Consider the following 23960-nt stretch of genomic DNA (forward strand, 5'->3'; position numbering starts at 1 on the left):
AATTAGTAATTAACAATTAGTAATAAAACAATATTCATTACTAATTGATAATTGTTAACTGATAATTATTTATACTTTGCAGCTACTTCTTCAGCTACTTTGCGCATAGTATCCTGAGCTTCCTTGGTATATTTTCCTGTACCAAGTTCAGTCAATACATCTTTATGCTTTAATTCCATAAACTGAATGAAATCATGCTCAAATTCTTTCACTTTGTCAGTTGGAACATTTCTCAATAAACCTTGAGTACCACAGTACAGAATCGCAACTTGCTTATCCACTGTAACAGGAGAATATTGTCCCTGTTTCAAGATCTCAACGTTTTTGGCTCCCTTATCTAGTACCGATAAAGTTGCAGCATCCATATCAGAACCAAACTTCGCAAATGCTTCTAGTTCACGATACTGTGCCTGGTCAAGCTTCAATGTACCAGCAACTTTCTTCATCGATTTAATTTGAGCATTACCTCCCACACGAGATACCGAGATACCTACGTTAATCGCAGGACGAATACCAGCGTTGAATAAATCTGATTCCAGGAAGATCTGACCATCAGTAATCGAAATTACGTTGGTTGGGATATATGCAGATACGTCACCCGCCTGAGTTTCAATAATTGGAAGTGCAGTTAATGAACCACCACCTTTAATAATTGATTCTCCATTTTCATCCTTGGCATTCTTCAAGCTCTCAGGAAGATCGTTCATCTGACGTGCAATTTCATCAGAGTTAATTACCTTAGCGGCACGCTCCAATAATCTTGAGTGAAGATAGAATACGTCTCCTGGATAAGCCTCACGTCCCGGTGGACGACGAAGCAATAGTGATACCTCACGATATGACACTGCCTGCTTCGATAAATCATCGTAAATGATCAATGCAGGACGACCAGTATCACGGAAGAACTCACCAATTGATGCACCCGCAAATGGTGCGTAGAATTGCAATGCAGCCGGATCTGATGCGGTTGCAGATACAATTGTTGTATAAGCCATAGCTCCGTTTTCTTCCAGAGTTCTAGCAATATTCGCAACGGTTGAACCCTTTTGTCCTACTGCCACATAAATACAGTAAACAGGCTCACCTTTGTCGTAAAATTCTTTCTGATTGATAATGGTATCAATTGCAATTGCAGTTTTACCTGTCTGACGGTCGCCAATGATTAACTCACGTTGTCCACGACCGATAGGAATCATCGCATCAATTGCCTTAATACCGGTTTGTAATGGTTCGTTTACAGGCTGACGATAGATTACCCCTGGAGCTTTACGTTCCAATGGCATTTCGTAAGTTGTTCCTGTAATTTCGCCTTTGCCATCAATCGGTTCACCAATGGTATTGATAACACGTCCCAACATGCCTTCACCAACATTGATTGAGGCAATACGCTTGGTACGTTTTACCACGTCACCTTCTTTAATACCTTGTGTTTCACCCAAAAGCACTGCGCCGACATTGTCTTCCTCCAAGTTCAAAACAATACCCAATACGCCATTTTGGAATTCGATCAACTCGTTTGATTCTACATTCGATAACCCGTAAATGCGAGCGATACCATCACCTACTTGCAATACGGTTCCGACTTCTTCCAGTTCTGCTTCGGTTTTTAAACCTTCTAATTGCTGCTTTAGAATTTCCGAAACTTCTGCAGGTTTAATACTAGCCATATTTAATTCTTATTAGACTGATTTATATTCTTAATAAGCTATTAGCTTTTAGCTAATTCTGTTCGTTAGTAATTCTCGTTTGATTTGATTCAATTGATTGGCAACAGAAGCATCCAATTGCTGATCTTCAACACGAATTACAAAACCACCAATGATATCCTCATCGATCACTTCTGTTAATTCAATTTTAGAGTGGAATGATTTTTCAAGTAGATCAGATATTTTCTGCTTGCTTGCGTCTTCAACTTTACTTGCCGAGGTCAATATGGCAGAAAGAATTCCCATATCTTTTCTACAAAGAGCCAAGAAGTTTCTGGAAATATCTTTGATATAGATTTCTCTTCTGTTTTGCAAAACCAAATCAAGGAAATTCAACACCATTTCATCAATTTTACCAGAAAATATCTGCTTCACTGCCTCTCTTTTCTGAAGAGTTTTCACCACCGGACTTTCAATCATCAACCAAAAATCAGAACTTTCTTTAATCAGATCATCAACAACTTTAATATCTGATATAAAAGTTTCGATCATATTCTTCTCTTTTCCTAATTCGAAAAGAGCTTTGGCATATCTAACCGAGATTTTACTTTCGTTCATGTTTTTTTTATTAGATAAGAGATGAGAGAATTACTATCTCATTAACTCTCCCGATACTATCGGGATACTAATTAAGCTTTACTTCGTCCATTAACTTTTTGAAGTATTCTTTTTGTTGCTGATCATCTGCAAATTGCTGACGAAGAATTTTCTCTGCAATCTCAACAGAAAGATTAGCCACCTGAGCTTTAATTTCGTTTAATGCAGCAGATTTTTCACTCTCAATGTTCGCTCTCGCTGATTCAACCAGCTTATCCGCTTCCTGAGTAGCTTTTTGCTTTGCTTCATTCACTATCTTAGAACTCATTTCTTTTGCCTCTTTAAGCATTGCTTCACGCTCTTTTCTAGCCTCCTGAAGAATTCTTTCATTGTCGGCTTGCAATTCAGCCATTTCCTCTTTGGCACGATCAGCAGAACGTAATGCGTCTTCAATCGACTCTTCACGCTCTTTTAAGGCATTCAATATCGGTTTCCAGGCAAACTTTTTAAGGATAAAAAGTACGATGGCAAAAGCCAAAAACATCCATATAAAAGTTCCTAATTCAGGTGTTACCAAGCCCATATTATTCTATTTTTTTCACCTTCCGGTGGATTTTAATAATCAATTGTAACCACAATTTGCCTCAGGCAATCCCTTTTTGGCAAATTGTGGATAATGCTATTACAATACGATAGCCAACAAACAGATGATGATAGCAAAGAAAGCAGCACCTTCAATAAGAGCAGCAGCTACAATCATGTTTGAACGAATATCTCCAGATGCTTCTGGCTGGCGAGCAATACTCTCAAGAGCAGAACCCCCAATTTTACCGATACCGATACCAGCACCGATAGCAGCCAAACCAGCTCCGAATGCAGCACCCATTTTAGCAACTGCCATACTAGCTGCAGCCTGAAGAAGAATTGATAATGTAATCATAGTGTTTTTATATTAATGATTAAAAAACTATAAATAGCTCCATTTAAGGAGTTGAAAAATTCTTAATGATGTTCTTCCGTTGCCATACCAAAGTAAAGCGCAGAAAGAAGCGTAAATACATATGCCTGGATCAATGCTACAAGTAGCTCCAACATATCCATAAAGATCACAAACAATACAGAGATAACCGATGTTCCGTATCCTAACATTGGACTAATTTGTCCGAATATGAAGATCAAGCTCACAAATGCCAATACAATCATGTGACCTGCTGTGATGTTTGCAAACAAACGGACCATTAAAACGAATGGTTTTGTAAATACCCCCATAAGCTCAACCAATGGCATCAATGGTACAGGGAATTTTAACCACCAAGGAACTCCTGGCGTATTAAAAATGTGAACCCAGTAATTTTTATTTCCACTAAATGTTGTGATGATGAATGTAAATACTGCCAATACCATTGTAATGGTAATGTTCCCAGTAACGTTAGCTCCTCCTGGAATCAATGGAACCAAGCCCATTAAGTTATTCAACCAGATAAAGAAGAAAATGGTTAAAAGGAATGGCATGTATTTTTCGTATTTCTTTTCACCAATAGCAGGCTTTGCAATCTCATCACGCACAAATAAAATTAGTGGCTCCATTAAAGACTGCATACCTTTAGGAGCTTGTCCTTTTCTTCGAGTATATGCTTTAGCAACAGATATGAAAATCCACATCAGGAATATCATACTAATCAGCATGGCAACTACATTCTTTGTCATTGAAATGTCGAATGGTCGAACTTCATGACCATCAATCTTTTCCACTACTTTACCTCTAAACTCACCTTCCTGTGCAATGTAAAATCCTTTGTAAGCATCATGCCCATGATGAAATTTACTAGACATGAACATATGAAAACCGGATTGCTCTGAAATCACAATCACTGGAAGAGGAACCGAAACGTGCTTGTCTTTATAGGATAAAATATGCCAATCATAAGCATCGGCAATATGATCCATGATAAAGTTACCAGGTTCGAATTTTTCCTTTTTGTGAGTATCGTGGTGAGCATGCTTGTCATGTTCATCAGATGCAAACGCAGTAAGTGCGCTGGCAATAAAGAAGACGATTAGTAGAAATCGATGAATACTTTTCATACGTAGAATGACTTGCTTTAATGTTTTGTCTTTCGAAACCTACCGAAAGAGATTTAAAATGGAATTATTAGGGAAATCCCCCATGTTTATAATTCCAATAATTAATTACTTCGCTCCAAATTAAAATAAGGATAAATTACAATGTAACTTGAGAAGTTTTTTCTCTTATTTTTTTGGTCCCTCAAATTTAATAAAAAAAGTTCTCCACAAAACTTTTTTAAGCTATTTAATATTTCCCGACCTTAAAGTCTTAGATAGTGTTATTACTTCAAAGGTTGTATAAACTACATAACAAAACGCAAAGAAAAGCACAAAACTCAATGCCTGCGCCCTATTCAGCAAAACGTAAACAATTACGAAACTAAGGTTGAGAAATAATTTTATTCCAAACCAAGCCATATAATTGGTATGGAAAATTCGAGGATCACCCTTTGATAATTTTAATAATTTGAAATGTTGAAAGGAATTGAATAAAAAAAAGTACAAAATCACGAAAGGAAAAATATAATTAAACCACGGTTTTAAAACTGTTAGGAACAATGCAATAGACCCAATTAGTAAAAAAACTGATATTAAACCTAGCCTAAGAATGTACGATTTGTATTTTTTTTCCATATCTATTATTTCATTTTCATAAAATCTTTCAGAGCGAAATAAAGGGACAGAATTACGCCTAAAAAAGCTCCTATAACGGTAAATAAGGGAAATTCTTTTTGTAGATATTCATCCAGTTTCATACCTCCGTATAAAACCACCAGAATTACCACAATCATTTGAAAAGCCAAGCCAGAGTATTTAATAACTCCGCTTAGCTGTTTTCTTTTTTTATCCTTTTCCGGATTATTTTTTCTTTTCATCCTTTGCAGGTGCCGCTTCACCCATTTTACAAGATCCGGTAAACTTAGCACCAGGCTCAACAGAAATCTTATCTGTAGCAATATTTCCTAATATTAATGCTGTTGATTTCAGATTCACCATTTCTGAAGCAACAATATTACCTTCTACTCTACCTGAAACATCAATTGTTTTACAATTAATATCTCCCTCGATTTTACCGGTGTTTCCTACAACTACCTTTCCGTTTACCTGCATTTTCCCATTTAAATACCCATCAATACGAATATCTCTTGATGCTTGCACATCTCCTTTAATTGATGTTCCATCACAAATAAGGTTTACTGCGGTTGGTTGTACGTCGTTGTTTCTGCTCATTTTATTTTTTTTACTAAACATGTTTGAAATCTTATTGATGTGGACAAGTGCAATTGGAAATTCATAGAATATTAGTCTAGTATTCACCTCTTTTATTGCCCCGAATTGACATCTATATCAACTCAATTTTTCTAAAAAAAGTATACGAACAATCTCTTTTATTATTCCAATCTACAGCACCCATGTTCGCGGACCATACAAATATAAAAAAATGAGGCAGAAATCCCACTTCTATGTCAAGTTTGAAAGCAAAAAAAAGGCTTCCAAATGGAAGCCTTTATAATATCTTGTAGTAATAAAATTCTATTTAGGATCGTAACCCCATTTCAACAGAATAGATCCCCAGGTAAAACCTGCGCCAAATCCTGAAAGAATAATATTATCTCCTTTTTTCAATTGATCTTCCCACTCCCATAAACACAATGGAATGGTAGCAGAGGTTGTATTACCGTATTTCTCGATGTTAATCATCACTTTTTCCTTGGCCAAGCCCATTCTTTTAGCTGTAGCCTCAATAATACGATTATTTGCCTGATGTGGAACCAACCAAGCCAAATCATCAGCTGTCATGTTGTGTTTTTCCATCATTTCTACTGAAACATCCGCCATGTTAGAAACCGCATGTTTAAATACGTGGTTACCTTCCTGATAAATGAAGTGTTCGCGAGCATCAACAGTTTCATGAGAAGCTGGCTTACATGAGCCACCTGCTTTTTGATGCAAATGCTTACGACCAAAACCTGCTGTGTGTAACATTTCATCCATTACACCTACTTCTTCTGTTGTTGGTTCCAACATAACTGCTGCCGCACCATCACCAAAAATAGGACATGTTTGACGATCAGTATAATCAACTATTGAAGACATTTTTTCTGCACCAACAATTACAACTTTCTTATACATACCAGACTGTACGTATTTTGAACCAGTTGCCAATGCAAATAAAAATCCTGAACAACCTGCATTCAAGTCAAAGCTAAATGCATTGTTAATTCCGGCTTTATCACTAATAATGTTTGCTGTAGCAGGGAATTGCATGTCAGGAGTTACTGTTGCACAAATCACCAAGTCAACTTCTTCAGGAGAAGTTCCTGTTTTTTCCAGCAACTGATTAACAGCTCTCACACCTAATTCCGAAGAACCAAGTCCTTCACCTTTTAGAATTCTTCTTTCTTTAATACCAATGCGAGTCATGATCCACTCATCAGAAGTGTCAACCATGGTACTTAATTCGTCATTGGTAAGGATATAGTCGGGAACATAAGCCCCAACTCCTGTTATAACTGCATTAATTTTTGACATTGTTTAAGCTTACTTAGTGTTCATCAGATAATTCAGCTTACAAGTATACAGATTTTTCTCTAGCAAATCATGGATTTTAAAGGTTAATCTCACACCTCTAAGATCAACAAACAAGGATAAAGCAAGAACGATCATGTATAACGCAAATTTGCCCCTAAGAAAAATCTGAGGAGCAAATTTATATAGCTTCAAACCTGAATAATTGTACTCAGGTTATGCTGTAACTTCTTTTTCAATAGCTAATTTGCCTCTGTAATAACCGCACTCAGGGCAAACAGTGTGATATTTAACAGTTGCTCCGCAATTTGAGCAAGATGCTAAAGTAGCAGGAGTTGTTCTAAGATGACTTCTTCTCTTATTTCTTCTCTGCTTCGACGTTCTGTGTTTTGGATGTGCCATTTTTCAACCTATTTAACTAGTTATTATCAATCAATTTTCTTAAATCATTCCATCTCGGGTCAATCTTCTCTTCCTCATTCACCGAGAGGTCATTCAATTTTTGAATCATTTTTTCATTACAAGTGCTGTTTCCTTCTTCATCATCCGGGTGAACAAAGCTATAAGGTAAGCTCAATTCAAACAGCTCATAGATGTATTGTGCTACATTGATCTCGTTTTCCGATTCTGCTAGAACAATTACATCATCTGCCAACTCTTCGTGTTCTTCACCAAATTTCAAATGTAGAGAATTTTCACCCTCAACTTCAATCTCCAGCTCCTCCAAACACCTGTCGCAGGCTACGTTTAATTTTCCTTTTATTTCAAACTTTAAAGTAGTTACCAGAGTTTTTTTATTGAAAGTGATTTTTACATCAGCTTCTCCCTGATAAATATCTTCCTCTTGAAAATGCTCAAAGAACTCATGATCTATCTTGAAATCAAATTCATGTAAACCGTCCTTTAACCCCTTAAAAGGAATCGTATATTTTGTTGGATATTCCAAAATATTCAAATAAAACTTTGCAAAAGTATAAAAATTAATCTTACGAATTCACAAAAAAATACATCTTTTTTGTCAATTTCAAGCAATTACTGATGCTAAACAAGCAATCAATAAGCAATCCCGCCTAAAAACGGGCTGCAAAAATAAGGAGTTCTTTTTTGGTTTCAAAACATTTCTGGTGATTTGAAAACCAGAACTTTCAGTTTAGAGGCAAAATAATTCTAAAAACCGTGCCTTTTCCCACTTCAGAGCTGGATACAAAAATTTTTCCACTATGGTAATTTTCTATAATTCTTTTGGCCAATGATAATCCTAAACCCCAACCACGTTTCTTTGAAGTATAACCAGGTTTAAATACAGTTTTAAATTGACCTTTGGCGATTCCCTTTCCAGTATCTTTGATATCCAAGACAATTTTTTCTTTGCCTTCAGTTAAAGAAAAATGCAACACTCCCCTTCCCTCCATGGCATCAACTGCATTTTTTGTCAAATTTTCTATCACCCAGGAAAACAACTCTTTGTTTAAAGGCACCAATTCATTTTTTAAATCAGTATGGGCAAAAATAAACTCAATTTTATCTGAAGTTCTTTTCTTTAGATATTCTATACTCGTTTCCAGAATTTCATTCAGATTATGAGGTTTTAAGATCGGCTTTGATCCAATTTTCGAGAATCGCTCTGCAATTACCTCCAACCTGGTAACATCTTTCGACATTTCTTCAACCATTGCAGGACTTGGATTTCCCGACTTCATCAATTCCATCCAGGCCATAAGAGAACTAATTGGTGTCCCCAACTGATGAGCTGTTTCCTTCGACATACCAACCCAAACACGATTCTGCTCTGCAGATTTTGAATAAGAAAAAGCCAAAAATGCAATGATAATGAAAGTAATAATCGCTCCTAACTGAATGAATGGATACCAGGCCAGGCGCTTTAGAATATTTGAATCATCGTAGTAAATGTAATTTTTGCTGTTAATCAAGTCGATGGTAATGGAATGATTCTCATTCTTCATTTTAGTCAACTCCCTTGACAGTACCTTTGCTTCTTGATTCTCTGGAAAATTAATATTCCTGTGAGCAATTATGCTATCATTTTCATCGGCTATAATCATTGGAATGGTCTCATTGCCTTCCATTATCCTCTGAATTAAAGCAACATCCTGGTTTGGATTGGTATCCAGACTCTTTAACCCAATTGCCCAAAGCTCTACTTTCTTTGCTTCTTCGTGGGCCAGTTTCTTTACCAAACTATTGGTATAAAGCAATGACGCAGCCACAATCACAACTGCAACAATTAAAAAATGGTATTTCCAATTCCGATTATTAAGGTAAAAGTCCAATGCTGAATATTAATTGGTTTCTGATAAAGGTAACGACAAATCGATTTAAATCTTATTCCAGAGTTAAAAAATATATCTCTATTACAGTTCATTTTAAACCCAACCCAATATTACCATTCAAAATTTAATTTTGCATTGATCATCCTTTATGGATTATATTTGTTTATAAGCAAGGGTTTTACACCTTTTTCAAGTATTAACTCCATAAAAGCATATCATATGATCAGAAGGTTGATGTTATTGGCAATGATTATTGGAGGGATTCATTTTACATGTTCATCCCAGAATATTAATACCGAAAAATCCAAAATTGAGTTTCGAGTGGCCAATCTTGGTGCGAACAAGGTAAAGGGAAACTTTTCGGGCATGAAAGGAAATGTAAATTTCGACCCCAAAAACATCTCCTCGACCTCTTTTGATGTCTGTATTGATGCAACAACATTCAATACGAGAATGAAGAAAAGAGATAAAGTAGTAAAGGGAGAAAAGTACTTAGATGTTGCCAATTACCCTGAAATTTGTTTCAAATCAACCGGTGTATCCCGTAATGGAATGAGTTATAAACTTAGCGGAATACTAACAATGCATGGCGAAAGCAAAGAGGTAGAAATCATTTTTAATTACTCTCGCCAAACATTTACCGGCAAACTACAAGTGAACCGCCTCGATTTTAAAGTCGGTCCTCAAAGTGGTGTTTTGGTTGGCAAAGTAATAGACATTACAATTACCTGTGTAATTGAATAGGCTATTTTTTAAGAGAATTGTAAAACTCAATTACCTTCTGAGCATTTTCTGCTGGATTGTCTTTTTCCAACTCCAAATAATGAATGGTTTGGCCTTCTCTTTTCGATAAACCATGCCTATAGGCTTTATCGTAGTAATTCAATGTAATATCTGCAACCGTGGCATAATCTCCATTCTTTAGACTTTCCTCTGCTAGTTTTACATTTAGTCCCCCTAATCTTTTCCCAATTTTAGAGATCATGTGAGCCAGAATTTCAGAGTCGAAACAAGCATATTCTTCCACAAGCCGTTTTATTCTTTCAGATTTTGGAATTAGAATTTTTACCACATCGGTTTGTCGCATTCTGTGAAATAAAGCATCATTAATCCATACAGAACCTATTGATTTGCTTTCATCTTCTACCCAAATTGGTTGATTCGGATCCAAATCCAACCATACTTTAGCCAATTCATTCTCAAAGTTCTCATTGCTTGGCTGATCGGTTTGTCCTAAAGCCCCAAATACAGATCCCTTGTGATGGGCTACTCCTTCCAAATCGAGTATCTGAGCACCTTGCTTCTGCATTTCGTGTAAAACTTCCGTTTTTCCGCTGCCTGTCATGCCTCCCAAAACCACCAATTCCGATTTTTCGGCAAATTGCTTACGAATGTATCCTCGATATGCCTTGTAGCCTCCTTTTAGTAAATAAACCTTAAATCCTGCTGTTTCGAATAACCATGCCATGCTGCCGCTACGCATTCCACCACGCCAGCAGTGAACCATTATTTCTTTTTGCGGCGCAAATTTCTTAGCCATTTTCACAAATTTGGCCAGTTTAGGACCAACCAATTCTAGCCCTAAAAGAACCGCAGCATCCTTACTGGCTCTCTTGTATTTGGTGCCAACCTTAGCTCGTTCTTCATTCGTAAAAATGGGAATATTTAAAGCATCAGGAATGTGTCCTTCTTCAAATTCTGCTGGTGTTCTTACATCAATCATTGGAAGTGATTTTCCCAATTCTAGGAATTCTTCCGGGCTAAGTACTTTTGCCATTTTTTTGGTTCTTTTCAGCTATTACCTGATCAAAAAAGCACGTAAAAAATACGTGCTGAATTCTGTCTTTAACAGTGATCTATATTGAAATTAAATTCTGTATTTACTATCCTCATCCTCCATTACCATACCCAGATAACTTTCGTAACGAGTAATGCTAATTTCGCCTGCTTCAACTGCAGCTTTTACGGCACATTTGGGTTCATGAATGTGACTGCAATTGTTGAATTGACATTCTTGTGAAGTTTCGAATATTTCAGGAAAAAAGTGCGACATCTCTTCCTTCTCCATATCAATGGTTCCGAAACCTCTAATTCCCGGAGTATCGATAATATAACCTCCAAAATCTAACTCAAACATCTCTGAGAAAGTTGTTGTGTGCTTTCCTTGAGAGTGAGCCTCGGAAATCTCCCCGGTTTTCAAATCTAAACCTGGTTGAATGGCATTGATCAGCGTTGATTTACCAACACCAGAATGCCCTGAAAGAAGATTAATATTATCCTTTAAGGCATCTTTAATAATATCAAGATGGGTTCCGTTCTTTGCAGAAATTTCGTAACACTTGTATCCTATTTTCTCATAAATTCCCTTCAGCTCATCCAGTCTGTCCATATCATTCGGTCGATATCGGTCTATTTTATTAAAAATCAAGCGAACCGGAATGCGATAAGCTTCGGCGGCAGCCAAGAATCGATCTATAAAAGTTGTGGTGGTTAAAGGATAATTTACGGTTACAATCAAGAATGCCTGATCAACATTGGAAGCAATGATCTGACTGTGCTTCGACAGGTTTGATGACTTTCGAATGATATAGTTCTTTCGATCGTGAATACTTACAATCACTTTCGACTCCTTATCTTCCTCAAAATTTACTCTGTCGCCCACCGCAATTGGATTGGTGGTTCTAATTCCCTCCATTCTGAATCGCCCTTTGATACGGCAATTGTGAATTTCTCCATCGTTGGTCTTAACAGTATACCAACTTCCTGTCGATTTTATAACCAGTCCTTCTTTCAATGTCTATCTATTTTTGTACAAAAATAGTTGATTTTAAGGAAAAGAGCGCATTTTAAAGAATTTGTTATTAGCCCAAGTACAAATCTGGTGCTTATCTTTACTAAATTGCATTTTAATTCATTTGTTAAAATAAACACACACGAGATACATGAAGAAAATTATTAGCTACAATGTAAACGGCATTAGAGCTGCATTGGGAAAAGACTTGGTTGGATGGTTGAAAGAAGAAAATCCTGACATTTTATTGATTCAGGAAACCAAAGCACAACCTGAGCAGATCGAATCTCATTTGTTTGAGGAATTGGGATACCACTGCTACTGGTTCTCTGCCGAGAAAAAGGGATACAGCGGTGTTGGTATTCTAAGCAAGGAAAAACCTGATGCCATTGTTACAGGAGTGGATAACGACAAATACGATATTGAAGGAAGGGCAATAAGAGCCGATTTTGGCGATATTTCGGTATTTAGCACCTATCATCCATCGGGAACTACCGGAGGGCCAAGACAGGACTATAAAATGGAATGGTTGGCCTATTTCCAGGAATACATCAACGAACTGAAAAAGGAAAGACCCAATCTTGTTATTGGTGGCGACTTTAACATCTGCCACAAAGCCATTGATATCAGCAGACCTGAAAAGAAAAAAGGAGTTTCGGGTTTTTTACCTGAGGAAAGAGAATGGGTAAGCCAATTTCTGGAAAGTGGTTTTATAGATTCCTTCCGCGTTTTCGATCAATCGCCAGATAAATATAGCTGGTGGAGCTACCGCGCTGGTTCCAGAGGCAAAAACCTGGGTTGGAGAATCGACTATCACATGGTAAGTGAAAGTTTGCAGGAGAAGCTTAAAGGTGCCTCTATCCTTGCTGATGTTGTGCATTCCGATCACTGCCCTATTGTTGTTGAAATGGAATTTTAAAATACTTTTATAATTGATGCTCTCACTACAGTGAGGGTATCAATATATAAGCCAAATTGTAGTTTTTTAGCTTTTTCTCTACTGAGAGAGCATCACTTGGAGTGATACCCCCATGAATGAATCGCTTGATTCCCTAACCTCATAGCTACCATACAGTAAGTACTACGAAAAAGACAGTAGTAAATCCTACTCTTTGGTCTTGGACCAATAAAAACCTGTCTTGGAGGCTCCGACTGCATGTCTTGGAGCAGTTCACTCTTGTCTTGGAAGAAGTTTTGATGTGTCTTGGAGCACTTTACCTTGGTCTTTCTGCGCTTCTTCCATGTCTTGGAAAATCTTCCACATTGTCTTGCTAACAATACTTGTTGTCTTGTTGATTCATATTCTAGTCTAGCACCCAACTTTACAGCATGCTTAAAATCTGTACACAAACAATTAAAAACACCATTGCAATAGGATAAACCGTTGCATAGGCTATGGATTGTGCACTGGAATCGGACATGCCATCAACCGCAGCCAAACCAGGAGTACTGGTCATACTGCCTGTTAGTGCTCCCAGTAAATTGAGAATGTTCATTTTTAAAACAAAGTGCCCGATAAGGGTGGTTATTATCATTGGCAATAAGGTAATTGCAATTCCAATTGAGAACAGTGCCAATCCCGATTCCTGAAAGGTTTTTACCAAATGAGCTCCCGCACTGGTTCCAACTACGGCTAAAAACATAAGTAATCCAAGCTGTCGAAGCAGTTGGTTTGCCGATCCAGACATGGTCCAAAGGATAGGTCCTGTTTTACCGATTCTACTTAAAACCAAGGCCACCATCAACACTCCTCCCGTTAGTCCAAGGCTGAAGGTAAACTCATCGGAAAAAGAAATTTTTAACTTCCCTACCAACACCCCCAGTACAATTCCTGTTGCAATTGGAAAGAAATCCGTATCAGATAACTTCTTGCTATCGTTCCCAAACAGGTGACGTACGTTGTTGATATTAGCGGTTCCACAAGCTACAACCAGTTTATCACCAAAACGGATTTCCGATTTGGAACTGGCTACCATATCAATACCAGCTCTACGAATACGGGTAATACGAGCATTGTAATTGGCCAAAACATTAAGTTGTCCAATGGTTTTATTCACCACCTGTTTGTTGGTTACCAAAACCGACTCAACCACATAATCTCGGCTTAATGGGATCTGCTCCTCGGTCTCTTCACCAATAATCATTTTGGCCCTCTCCAAGGCCTGTTCGGTACCAATAAGCTTCACAATATCTCCAGTTTCTAAAATGGTATTGGGCGTTGGAACAATACTTTCCCCATTGTGCATGATTCTTGAAATATTGGCTTGAGTCATCGATCGAATTTTAAGATCGGAAATGCTTCTGCCAACAATATTTTCATTCTCAACTACAAAGTTCTTATTGAATAGTTCAGGAAAGTTCTGTTGAGCCTCATCTTCCAACTTTTGTGCTTCCTTTTCAATATCCACTTTAAACAGCTTAGGATACATTCTCACAAACAAAATTACCCCGATAACTCCAAAAGGATAAGCAATACCGTAGCCAATTGATGCCATTGCTGATTGGGTAGATTCTATAGCTGCAGCAAGTCCAGGTGTACTGGTTAGCGATCCTGTCAACAATCCAATGGCAATATCGGTATCAATTTTAAAAATCAAGGCAAGTACAATGGTAATTAAGGAGGCGCTTCCAACCAAAATAAAGGCCAGTACGATTAGCTCTCTCCCATTCTTTTTAAAAGATTCGAAAAAACCAGGTCCAGCCTGTATTCCTATGGTAAATATGAAGAGGGTAAGCCCAATTTTTTGGATATCTGTAGGAATGCTAACACCAAAGTGTCCAAATACCAAGGCAACAAAAATAACTGCCGAAACATCCAATGAGATTCCTTTTATCTTGATATTTCCCACAATAAATCCGATGGCAACAATAAGAAATAGAACAAAATAAGCCGATGAAAGTAAGTCCATGAGTAAGTGTTTGTTTAAACTTTTATTTCGGGCACAAAGGTAGAAATTCAAAAACAAAAAAAGCGATTAAGTCTCCCTAATCGCTTCTTTATATTTTAGTAATGATCTTATTTCAACAAGAAATTGAAATCATCATTTGCACTTAACTCGTAAGCTTCTATGCCATTTTTAAAAATTCTACATTGCCTGTCACCAATCAATTTGATGTTGTTATCCTCCACCAAAAACATTGTTGCTTCGCGCAAACCAGCAATGTAAACATCAGGATTCAAAACCATGAATTCGTTGATACGATCTTCGCGAGTTTCTCCTCCATGTCCTTCAGGGTTTTTATCCAAATAGTGTGGGTTGATCTGGAAAGGAATCAAGTTTAAAGCATCAAATCCCATAGGATCGATAATTGGCATGTCGTTGGTTGTTTTGATGGTAGGACAAGTTAAATTTGATCCTGCACTCCAACCAATGTATGGAGCCTTCTCATTGATCACTTTGTTGCAAATTGGTTCGGTAAGGTTGTACTTGTGAATCAAATGAAGCAGGTTCCAAGTACTTCCACCACCAACAACTATTGCCTCAGCTTCTTCAACTGCCTTTACCGGATTTTCGAAATGGTGAATCGAAATGATATCATGTCCCACTTCGTTGAATCTTTCTTTTACTTTAGCTTCGTAATCATCGAAAGATACAGTTACTCCTGCGTAAGGAATAAATAGTGCCTTTACTGGTTTCTCTCCTAAAAACTCTTTGATATTGTGTTTTGGATAATCCAGATACGCTTCCCCTGGATTGGTAGAATTACTGATCAGTAATAATCTCATTTGTATTTAAATTTAGTTTATGCTAATGTGTATTTCAGCTCTAAATTTAACTATTAATCAAGAAAAGAAGAGGCTCTTTTTCTACTAATTCCAAATATTTTTCATGATTCATTGGGCGACGTGGAATAATAAAAGCAAAAGTACTTCCCTTATCCACTTCACTGCTAACAATCATTTTACCATGATTTTTAGTCAAGAAGTCGCGACAAAGAGTCAATCCTAGGCCGGTACCTTTCTCAGCAGCCGTTCCATCAGTGGTTTTTCCATCGAAGATGTTATCCACCTGATCAGGCAACATTCCAATTCCATCATCAATTACCGAAATCTTAACAAAGTGTTCTCCAATTTCTGACTTAATCTCCACATTACCACCTTTATTGGTAAATTTAATGGCATTGGAAATCAGGTTTCTCAAAACGGTGTTAATCATGTTCCAATCAACAAACACCTCTATATTCGGGTTCTCTGAAGTAAACAGATTAATGGATTTAATTTTAGCCAAATCACTCAATAAGCCAATGTTGGAATTAATAATAGAACAAGCATCAACCATTTGTTTATTGGCCGAAAGTGAAGAGGTTTGATTTTTGGCCCAATACAAAAGATTTTCCAAAAGTTCATAAGCATTATCTGAAGAATGAAACAAAGCTTGTAAAAACTCCTCCTTATCTTCCTCTGAAAGGTCTAAATCTTCCTCCCCAAGGTACATTCTCAATCCATTACTAATATTGCCAATTGCACCTCTTAAATCGTGCGCAATTAATGAAAACATTTTATCCTTGGTATCGTTGGCAACACGAAGCTTATCTTCACTCACTTTGATTCGTTTCATGGCTTCAATCAATTCCTCTTGGTGCTGGTGAACCAAGCTGTTCTTCAAATGCAATAGTTCATTGTCTTTTAGATTGTTCCTATACCTGATAATCAAGATAAAAATCACCGAAATGAAAACCATTAAAATCAATAATCCAATAATATACTGGCGAGTAATTTTTAATTGCTGTTCCTGATTCTCATCCCTCAACACCTGATTTTCCTGATTCTTAATACTAATTGCATGGCGCGAATCCAACTCTTCAATTTTACTGCTTAATTTATCATCTGCAATCGAATCCTGGTACTGTTGCAACTTTTGAAAAGCCAATACAGATTCTTTTTGTTTGCCATTCTGGATGTGATAATTGGCCAAGATTCTGTAATAATCACGGTATAAGCGTTTAGATTTAAGGTTCATCGCAATGGTGTATCCTCTATCCAAATGTTTTTGAGCTTTGGATAACTCTCCATTTTGAATATACAACTGAGATAAATCTAACTCGAATGCCCCACTTTTAAAGGTTGCTCCATTGGATTTATGGTATTGCAATGCATCTTGGTAAATTTCAATAGCCTTATCCGTTTCACCAATTTCTGCATACATTGATCCTAAATCATTTAAAACGGATTGTATTATTCTTTCACGAGATAATTTATTCCCAATTTCAAGAGCTATTTCAAAATGTTTTTGAGCTTCATCGAATACACCAATCCCCTTATAATACAAGCCCAATAAGTTCTCACAAGCAGCAATTCCTCCTTCGTCACCAAAGTTTTCGTAGATATTGAATGCTTGAATGGTATAGGAGTATGATTTATTTAAGCGATTGGTTTCATAATAAACCGTCGCCAATTGCTTGCTGATATCAGCTATTTCTTTCTTAAAGTTGTTTTTTTCGGCATGATGATGTGCTTGAAGAAGATAATCCAAGGAATTATCAAGTTGGTTATCGTAGTAGTAGGCAGTCCCAACATAAAACATCGCTTTTATAATTTCGGGGGTACTCTCAAGCGATTGTGCTGTACCCAGCGCATGTTTTGATTTTTCTATTGCCTGTGCAGGATCTACATTCCAATAAAATTTACTAAGATCCAGTAAGGCATTCAATTTATTTTGCCCTGCAGATGAACCATATCTCTTTTGTAAGCTATCCAAACTAACTTGAGTTTCAAAGCTGTCAAAACCAAAAGATTGAAAACATAATATCAGCAATATGTATAAGGGGGCTTTTTTCATGCCTCTAATATACTATTTTATGCTAAAAATATCAACATTGGTCAAAATGGCAAATTCTATAATAACAACAAGGCCAGACTTTAATAAAATCTGGCCGTTTGTCAAAATTAGAGTTTTAACTTTAAAAGCTAACCAAGGTAATTCCTACTGTAAATGGTGTTAAGTCGGGTCCTTTGCCACTTTCAAATAATTCGGTTAAACCATAAGTTGCAAAAAAGTTCAAAGAACGGTAACCAATGCGAGCATGAGCTGCATATCTCAATGTTTTCAACTTAAAATCATCATGATCTTTATCTTTATCGCCTCCATGTTTGATTTTGGTATGAGAACCTAGTCTTAATCCTCCCACAACACCAGCAGACATGTGAACTCTTCTCTTCTTGTATTTTACTGGAATTTGAAATTCCATTAATAATGGAACCGTAAGGTAAAGCGTTGTTAGTTTTGTCTTTTTAATATTCCAATCAGGATGTTGAACAGACAAATCTAGAGGTTGAATAACTCCATTCACTTTTTGCAAAGTAATATCATTATCAAATCTGTAGTTGTTCCACTCTAAACCCAGACCCGTTACCAAACCAATTGTATTTCTTTCTTTTTGTAAGCTGATATCGTACTGTAAAAAATTTAGGTTAACGGCAATAGATTTTGCCATATCCAATTCCATAAAATCATAGGAATACCCTGTATAATCTTCGTTTGCAAAACCATTTATTCCCATTTCAAATCCTGCCCAGTGTCCTCTAAATTCAGGTTCTTTTTCCATAAAGAATTTATCTTGGTCTGGATCCCAAGGGTGCACTTTCTCAATCTTAATTCTGGTTCCGTGCCAACCATCTATAATGTTAATCTGCTTTCCTCCAATTCTTATTTTAGTAGTATCCCTACCTTCCTGATAAGCAAATTTTCCAATCCTACCTACCTTAACCTTCCCTCCCTTTTCGGTTTGTACAGCCTTAACAACATCTTTGTTCATGAACTCCACTTTCATGGTATCCTGGTGCTCAAACTGCTGAAAAGTTTTCTTGGTTTTGGCTTTTTTCTTTTTATTGGACCAGCTATCTTCAATTAAGATTTTTTTCTTCTTAAGTGTATCTGTCTTTAAAGTATCGATTGTATTTTGAGCGTAAGCACTACATCCAATTGCAAGTGCAAAATACATTACAAGTAATTTCTTCATAATAATGTTTTTTAGGTAATTCTATGGGTAAGACGAATCAACACTCCATTAGTTACAGGTAATTTTTATTTTATTGAAGTAGAAAAGCCTAATCCTTTGGTATTGAATCTTAAACGCGTTTTTTCTGTTTCTGAATCGTATTGTTTTTCCAACTGCACTTTCTTTCCAGCAATCTCTCCTATCTTGTCAACTCCCATTTTTGCAACCGCATAAAGCAATGAATTGCTTTTTCTTTTCGCTTTTACGCTTGACTTCCACGACATGCCTAGATTATCCAAACCAGAATTAACAGGAACCTCATTTATTTCCTTTTCCTGATTTGAAACCTCAATTTTTTGCTCTTTCACTTCAACATTGGCTAAAACTTTAAACTCCGCTGTTTTAATGACGTTAGGCAAACTAACTATCTGATCTGTAACTTGCTTGTTTTCTATTGATTGGCTCTTTGCAATCACTTTTTCAACTTCTTGATTGTCTATTTCAACCGATTCTTGCTTTGTTGTTTTCGATTCCGAATTAATTCCTACCAATTTTTCCAATCTATTGGAATCTTTTGTTGGTGTAATCACCACCTTCTTTTTTACAGAATCATTATAAGCAACTTTTTTAGTTGAAACCTGCTCTGCATTTTTATCAGAAATAGAAGTATTCCAAACTGAAAAAAGAAGCAATATCGATGCTGCAATTCCCACTCCGGAAATCATCCAGTAAGGAATAATCTTACGTTCCTTTCTCTTTAACTCTTCCCTATCGGGATAAATGATATCAATATCAGCTTTAAGCTTGGTTTTTTCATACAATTGATATTGAGCTTTACCAATAAGATTATCATTTAAATATTTCGTGAAGGAAATCTCTTCTTCTCGTTCTAAATCACCTTCCAGTTTGGCTACACAGAAATCCTCAAAATCTGTTTCAAAAGGAATCTGTTTCAATGATGATTTATCGAAAGTAATGTTCTCCTCCTCTAACTCAATCAGGCACATTTCTTCCAACTCCTCCTTTAAATCAGGATTAAGCGCAAGGAAACTTTCCAGATTTTTCTTCTCTGAATCGTTTAAATTTCCTTCCAAATAATCAAGAAAGAATTCTTCGTAATTGTGTCTGTCTATTCTTCTCATCATCAATCTTGCTACACCAATGTTTCTATACTACCAATGAAACTTTTCAAATTTTTCCTGGCTCTGTAAATGTAAACTTTCACCTGCGATTCACTTAAATCTGTAATCTTGGCTATTTCTGCATAGGAATATCCTTCATAATCTCTCAATAGTATTACAGATCTTTGAACATCTGAAAGTTTCTCCAATGCAATATTTAAAACCTCTTTTAAATCGCTATACTGTTCCGAATGTGAATATTCTTTTACATCAACATTCTCAAAATCTTCTTTTCTTTTCTCTTTTCTTATCAAATCGATCATGGTATGATAAGCCGTTGTGAAAAGATATGACTTTACTTTCTGATAATTTACATTCTCAATATTACGCCACAACTTCTCGAAACTGTCTTGTACGATATCACGCGCTTTATCCTCATCTTTAATGTTTTTGAGGATAAAGCGAAACATGCCATCGGCATACTTGTCTACGCTTTTATTGTACTCTACAGTGTTCATTTAGGCCAGTTTCATATCTAGGACGGACAACATATTTGAAATGTTACAGCTATTTTTTATTATCTTCGAATTTAAACCATTTATTTTTCCTTTCCGTGTAAATCCGATCACCAAACGAAGGTGAAAGTTTAAAATTATAACACAAACTCACATGAGAAAAATATTTTTTGCGATTCTAATCGCTTCCGGCCTGTTTGCATGTCAGCAAAATCCTGCGAACAATAAGGATACACAAAACCCAAATGAACATTTGGTAATGGCTACCATATGGTATCAGAGAGCATCAGAGTGCAGAGCTTTATACTATCAGGCATTTAACGCTGCCAAACTATCTTTAGACAAACAGTTGGCAAGTTATTCGGGTAATAAGGCGAAAGCGGTTGTGGTTGATATTGACGAGACAGTTTTAGACAATAGTCCATTCGAAACTAACTCTATAAGAACTGGTAAATCTTATTCATCAGCAGCTTGGAAAGAGTGGACCGATATGGCAAAAGCTCAGGCTACTCCTGGATCTTTAGAGTTTTTAAAATATGCAGAATCGAAAGGAGTTGAAACTTTTTACATCTCAAACAGAGATACTTCTGCCGCAAAGAAAACATTACAAAACCTTAAAAAACTAGGTTTTCCTTTTGCAGATGAAGCACACATTCTGCTTAAAACCAATACAAGCGTAAAAACTGTAAGACGAAATAAAGTGAGCGAAACTCATGACATTCTGATTCTTGCTGGTGATAATATTGGAGATTTTGATGAAATTTTAGAAGATCGATCGGAAAATTATGGTTTCGGAAAAGTTGATGCCATGAAAGATCTTTTTGGAGCGAAATTTATTGTACTGCCTAACCCGATGTATGGTTCATGGGAAAGACAAGTATTAAAGAGTGATAAAAAACTCAATGCAGATGAAAAAGAAAAGCTTAGAGTAAAACGCCTCATTGGATACGAAGAAATATAAACTCAATAGCCCGTAAGAAATTTACGGGCTTTCTTTTGCTACATGCAAGAGCTCAATAAAATAAAATTATCTTTGTAATTAATTAGTGGTAATGGTACACGAATTATAATGGTTTTCATCAACTCATCAGTCTCTCCCGTTCATAAAACGGCATTTCAAGATTCTTCTCTTCAAGTTAATTTTAAGCTAGATAGCTTAAATAATGGGAAAGATACGACTGGTCAAACAGCCGAAATTATTGCAGATAGTACCATAACAGACTCGATTCACCTGAATCACATCTCACTTAGAGATTCAATTTCAACTGATAGTATTGAACGACCTTTAATCAAAGAAGGAAAATTAATTGAAACCTCTCAAAGTGATTGGATGGTTGGAGTTAGTCTTTTTGTAGTGATTCTGATGGCAATTATTCGGTTTTCATTCGGTAAATACCTGCAACGTCTTATTGATGCAATTGTAAATTACCAAGTTTCGAACAATTTGTTCCTGGAAAAAAATATGAGAAACCTTCGAGGAAGTATCTTCTTGAATGGATTGTTTTTTATTAATGCCTCATTTTTTGCAGTACTCTATTACAACTATTGGTATTCCGATTTTGGTATCAAAACAAACTTGCTTAGCTTCCTTTATACTTTAGCTGTTTTCCTGATAATTTACTTCGGAAAATTTGTCGTTATAAGAACATTGGCATACATTTTTGATGGTGTAAAAGAGGGAAAAGAATACCTTCACAACGTTTTTATCTACAATAAAAATCTTGGAATTTTTCTTTTGCCCATTACCTTAAGTGTACCTTTCATAGCTGATTTTGCCGCATATTTACTACTAAACGCTGGTTTAGTTATTGCTTTAATATTTTATTTATTCCGTCTATTTCGAGGGATTAAAATATTATTTCGCAAACATGTTTCAATATTTTATATGATTTTGTACCTTTGTGCCTTGGAAATTTTGCCCTTACTTGTGATTTACAAACTGTTAAAATCATTGGTATAAGGCGGTGTAATGAATTGTTGAACTAAACTCTAGTGTTTTGAGAATCAAGACTATACTGGTATCGCAACCCAAACCCCAAACCGAAAAGTCACCGTATTTTGATTTGGCAGAAAAATACAATTTGAAAATTGATTTTCGTCCTTTTATCCAAGTTGAAGGTGTATCAACCAAAGAATTTAGACAGGAACGAATCAATATTTTGGATCACACAGCTGTTATTTTTACTAGTAGAACAGCTATTGACCATTTTTTCAGAGTTTGTGAGGACTTAAGAATTACAGTTCCTGATGATATGAAATATTTCTGTATTTCTGAATCAACTGCATTCTATCTTCAGAAGTATATCGTTTACAGAAAACGAAAAATCTTCTTTGGAGAAAAACGTTTTGAAGAGTTAATGGATATTATCGTGAAGCACAAATCAGAAAAATTCCTGATTCCACTTTCAGATATTCATAAACAATCAATCCCTGCATTGCTTGATAAAAACAAAATCAAGTATACGAAAGCAATTTTGTATCGTACCGTAAGTAGTGATTTATCTGATTTAGCAGATGTAAATTACGACATCTTGGCTTTCTATAGCCCATCAGGTATTGCTTCTTTGTTACAAAACTTCCCTGATTTTGAGCAAAACAATACAATTATTGCAGCATTCGGTCCTGCTACTTCAAAAGCAGTAAACGATGCGAAGTTAAGACTTGATATTCAGGCTCCAATGCCACAAGCTCCATCTATGACTATGGCTTTGGATCAATTCATCAAGAAATATAACAAAGACAATAAAGACAAATAGTCTTTAACAACATAAATAAAAAAAGGGGAATTTGTTTTCCCCTTTTTTTGTCGATTTTTGTAGTATAATCCAGAACAGAATGACACGTAAGACACGTTTTACTTTTGAAAAAGCTGAAAGACTCACTCACAAGATTCTTATTGGCAAACTATTTTCCGAAGGGAACGGATTTACCTGTTATCCTTTTCGAGTGGTATGGAAAGCTGCTAATCTTCATTCCGATTATCCGGCACAAGTTGCCATAACAGTCTCGAAAAGAAACTTTAAACATGCGGTAAAAAGAAATCTTTTAAAAAGACGAATTCGGGAAATTTACCGTTTAAATAAGCATAAGCTTTACGAAGAATTAGAGAAAAAAGAGGTTCAAATTGCTTTTATGCTTGTATACCTTCCTAAAAAAATCATGGAAACAAAGGATATGGAAGAGCAATTGAAGAAAGCATTGCAACGAATTCCTAGAGAATATGAAAAACATTCTAAACCTACTGAAACAGGCAGCTCTGTTCATCATGATTCTGCCGATTAAGTTCTATCAGTATTTTATTTCTCCTCTTACTCCTTCTGCTTGTAGGTACACTCCTACCTGTTCTTCCTACGCCATTCAAGCTCTAAAAAAACACGGTCCTTTTAAAGGATCTTATCTTGCTATCAAAAGAATTTTGTCTTGTCATCCCTGGGGTGGGCATGGTCATGATCCTGTACCTTGAA

General features: G+C 36.2%; 26 protein-coding genes. 7 read left to right on the forward strand and 19 right to left on the reverse strand.

The window, feature by feature from the left end; translation table 11 throughout:
• Positions 1-65: 65 nt before the first annotated feature.
• From atpA to M0051_RS11700, 11 genes are all read right to left on the reverse strand, one after another.
• The gene (gene atpA / locus M0051_RS11650; protein ID WP_306741708.1) at positions 66-1667 is read right to left on the reverse strand and encodes a F0F1 ATP synthase subunit alpha; all 1602 of its coding nucleotides are present in this window, start codon (positions 1665-1667) and stop codon (positions 66-68) included.
• 48 nt (positions 1668-1715) lie between these two features.
• Positions 1716-2264 (reverse strand): ATP synthase F1 subunit delta, encoded by a 549-nt coding sequence (atpH, locus tag M0051_RS11655; protein ID WP_306741709.1) that lies wholly within the window; start codon positions 2262-2264, stop codon positions 1716-1718.
• Positions 2265-2331: 67 nt separating this feature from the next.
• The gene (locus M0051_RS11660; protein ID WP_306741710.1) at positions 2332-2826 is read right to left on the reverse strand and encodes a F0F1 ATP synthase subunit B; all 495 of its coding nucleotides are present in this window, start codon (positions 2824-2826) and stop codon (positions 2332-2334) included.
• Positions 2827-2925: 99 nt separating this feature from the next.
• Positions 2926-3183: an ATP synthase F0 subunit C gene (gene atpE, locus M0051_RS11665; RefSeq protein ID WP_262493474.1), complete on the reverse strand. Its 258-nt coding sequence runs from the start codon at positions 3181-3183 to the stop codon at positions 2926-2928.
• A gap of 62 nt (positions 3184-3245) precedes the next feature.
• The gene (gene atpB / locus M0051_RS11670; RefSeq protein ID WP_306741711.1) at positions 3246-4328 is read right to left on the reverse strand and encodes a F0F1 ATP synthase subunit A; all 1083 of its coding nucleotides are present in this window, start codon (positions 4326-4328) and stop codon (positions 3246-3248) included.
• 620 nt (positions 4329-4948) lie between these two features.
• On the reverse strand, positions 4949-5185 hold the full coding sequence (locus M0051_RS11675) for an AtpZ/AtpI family protein (RefSeq protein WP_306741712.1): 237 nt from the start codon (positions 5183-5185) through the stop codon (positions 4949-4951).
• Complete coding sequence (locus tag M0051_RS11680; protein ID WP_268190153.1) at positions 5169-5540, reverse strand: polymer-forming cytoskeletal protein; 372 nt, start codon at positions 5538-5540, stop codon at positions 5169-5171. Before M0051_RS11680 ends, M0051_RS11675 begins: the two co-directional genes overlap by 17 nt.
• Before the next feature lie 303 nt (positions 5541-5843).
• A complete protein-coding gene (locus M0051_RS11685) occupies positions 5844-6842 on the reverse strand; it encodes a beta-ketoacyl-ACP synthase III (protein ID WP_306741713.1) in 999 nt (332 codons plus the stop codon).
• 213 nt (positions 6843-7055) lie between these two features.
• The gene (rpmF, locus tag M0051_RS11690; protein ID WP_083464500.1) at positions 7056-7241 is read right to left on the reverse strand and encodes a 50S ribosomal protein L32; all 186 of its coding nucleotides are present in this window, start codon (positions 7239-7241) and stop codon (positions 7056-7058) included.
• A gap of 16 nt (positions 7242-7257) precedes the next feature.
• The gene (locus M0051_RS11695) at positions 7258-7785 is read right to left on the reverse strand and encodes a DUF177 domain-containing protein (RefSeq protein WP_306741714.1); all 528 of its coding nucleotides are present in this window, start codon (positions 7783-7785) and stop codon (positions 7258-7260) included.
• 199 nt (positions 7786-7984) lie between these two features.
• Positions 7985-9073: a HAMP domain-containing sensor histidine kinase gene (locus tag M0051_RS11700; protein ID WP_306741715.1), complete on the reverse strand. Its 1089-nt coding sequence runs from the start codon at positions 9071-9073 to the stop codon at positions 7985-7987.
• 276 nt (positions 9074-9349) lie between these two features.
• Here M0051_RS11700 and M0051_RS11705 point away from each other — a divergent pair, with 276 nt between their 5' ends.
• Positions 9350-9874 (forward strand): YceI family protein, encoded by a 525-nt coding sequence (locus tag M0051_RS11705; protein WP_306741716.1) that lies wholly within the window; start codon positions 9350-9352, stop codon positions 9872-9874.
• Between the two features lies 1 nt (position 9875).
• Here the strand turns inward: M0051_RS11705 and mnmH are convergent, their stop codons facing one another.
• Positions 9876-10907, reverse strand: a complete 1032-nt coding sequence (gene mnmH, locus M0051_RS11710) for a tRNA 2-selenouridine(34) synthase MnmH (protein WP_306741717.1) — start codon at positions 10905-10907, stop codon at positions 9876-9878.
• Positions 10908-10997: 90 nt separating this feature from the next.
• Positions 10998-11924 (reverse strand): ribosome small subunit-dependent GTPase A, encoded by a 927-nt coding sequence (gene rsgA, locus M0051_RS11715; RefSeq protein WP_110362410.1) that lies wholly within the window; start codon positions 11922-11924, stop codon positions 10998-11000.
• Positions 11925-12072: 148 nt separating this feature from the next.
• Here rsgA and M0051_RS11720 point away from each other — a divergent pair, with 148 nt between their 5' ends.
• Positions 12073-12840, forward strand: a complete 768-nt coding sequence (locus M0051_RS11720) for an exodeoxyribonuclease III (protein ID WP_306741718.1) — start codon at positions 12073-12075, stop codon at positions 12838-12840.
• Between the two features lie 403 nt (positions 12841-13243).
• On the opposite strand, the gene M0051_RS11725 is transcribed toward M0051_RS11720, so the two are convergent.
• The 6 genes from M0051_RS11725 to M0051_RS11750 form a co-directional block, all read right to left on the reverse strand.
• Positions 13244-14830 carry an aspartate:alanine exchanger family transporter gene (locus M0051_RS11725; protein WP_306741719.1) on the reverse strand — a complete coding sequence of 529 codons (1587 nt, stop codon included), beginning with the start codon at positions 14828-14830 and terminating at the stop codon, positions 13244-13246.
• 107 nt (positions 14831-14937) lie between these two features.
• Positions 14938-15648 (reverse strand): dipeptidase PepE, encoded by a 711-nt coding sequence (gene pepE, locus M0051_RS11730; protein WP_306741720.1) that lies wholly within the window; start codon positions 15646-15648, stop codon positions 14938-14940.
• Positions 15649-15694: 46 nt separating this feature from the next.
• Complete coding sequence (locus tag M0051_RS11735; RefSeq protein WP_306741721.1) at positions 15695-17620, reverse strand: tetratricopeptide repeat-containing sensor histidine kinase; 1926 nt, start codon at positions 17618-17620, stop codon at positions 15695-15697.
• A gap of 202 nt (positions 17621-17822) precedes the next feature.
• A complete protein-coding gene (locus tag M0051_RS11740) occupies positions 17823-18881 on the reverse strand; it encodes an outer membrane beta-barrel protein (protein WP_306741722.1) in 1059 nt (352 codons plus the stop codon).
• Between the two features lie 65 nt (positions 18882-18946).
• Complete coding sequence (locus M0051_RS11745) at positions 18947-20002, reverse strand: hypothetical protein (protein WP_306741723.1); 1056 nt, start codon at positions 20000-20002, stop codon at positions 18947-18949.
• An 11-nt stretch (positions 20003-20013) separates the two neighbouring features.
• Positions 20014-20499 carry an RNA polymerase sigma factor gene (locus M0051_RS11750; RefSeq protein ID WP_306741724.1) on the reverse strand — a complete coding sequence of 162 codons (486 nt, stop codon included), beginning with the start codon at positions 20497-20499 and terminating at the stop codon, positions 20014-20016.
• Between the two features lie 151 nt (positions 20500-20650).
• Between M0051_RS11750 and M0051_RS11755 the strand changes: the two genes are divergently transcribed.
• The 5 genes from M0051_RS11755 (at position 20651) to yidD (ending at position 23959) form a co-directional block, all read left to right on the forward strand.
• Entirely contained in the window at positions 20651-21457 is an 807-nt protein-coding gene (locus M0051_RS11755; RefSeq protein ID WP_306741725.1) for a 5'-nucleotidase, lipoprotein e(P4) family, read from the forward strand.
• Positions 21458-21565: 108 nt separating this feature from the next.
• On the forward strand, positions 21566-22456 hold the full coding sequence (locus M0051_RS11760; RefSeq protein ID WP_306741726.1) for a DUF4271 domain-containing protein: 891 nt from the start codon (positions 21566-21568) through the stop codon (positions 22454-22456).
• A 37-nt stretch (positions 22457-22493) separates the two neighbouring features.
• Positions 22494-23252: a uroporphyrinogen-III synthase gene (locus tag M0051_RS11765; RefSeq protein ID WP_306741727.1), complete on the forward strand. Its 759-nt coding sequence runs from the start codon at positions 22494-22496 to the stop codon at positions 23250-23252.
• 79 nt (positions 23253-23331) lie between these two features.
• Entirely contained in the window at positions 23332-23778 is a 447-nt protein-coding gene (locus M0051_RS11770) for a ribonuclease P protein component (RefSeq protein ID WP_306741728.1), read from the forward strand.
• Positions 23762-23959 carry a membrane protein insertion efficiency factor YidD gene (gene yidD / locus M0051_RS11775; protein ID WP_245625798.1) on the forward strand — a complete coding sequence of 66 codons (198 nt, stop codon included), beginning with the start codon at positions 23762-23764 and terminating at the stop codon, positions 23957-23959. The genes M0051_RS11770 and yidD overlap by 17 nt, the downstream gene beginning before the upstream one ends.
• The last annotated feature ends 1 nt before the right edge of the window (position 23960 follow it).

This window comes from Marinifilum sp. D714, assembly GCF_030851345.1.
Taxonomy (GTDB): domain Bacteria; phylum Bacteroidota; class Bacteroidia; order Bacteroidales; family Marinifilaceae; genus Marinifilum.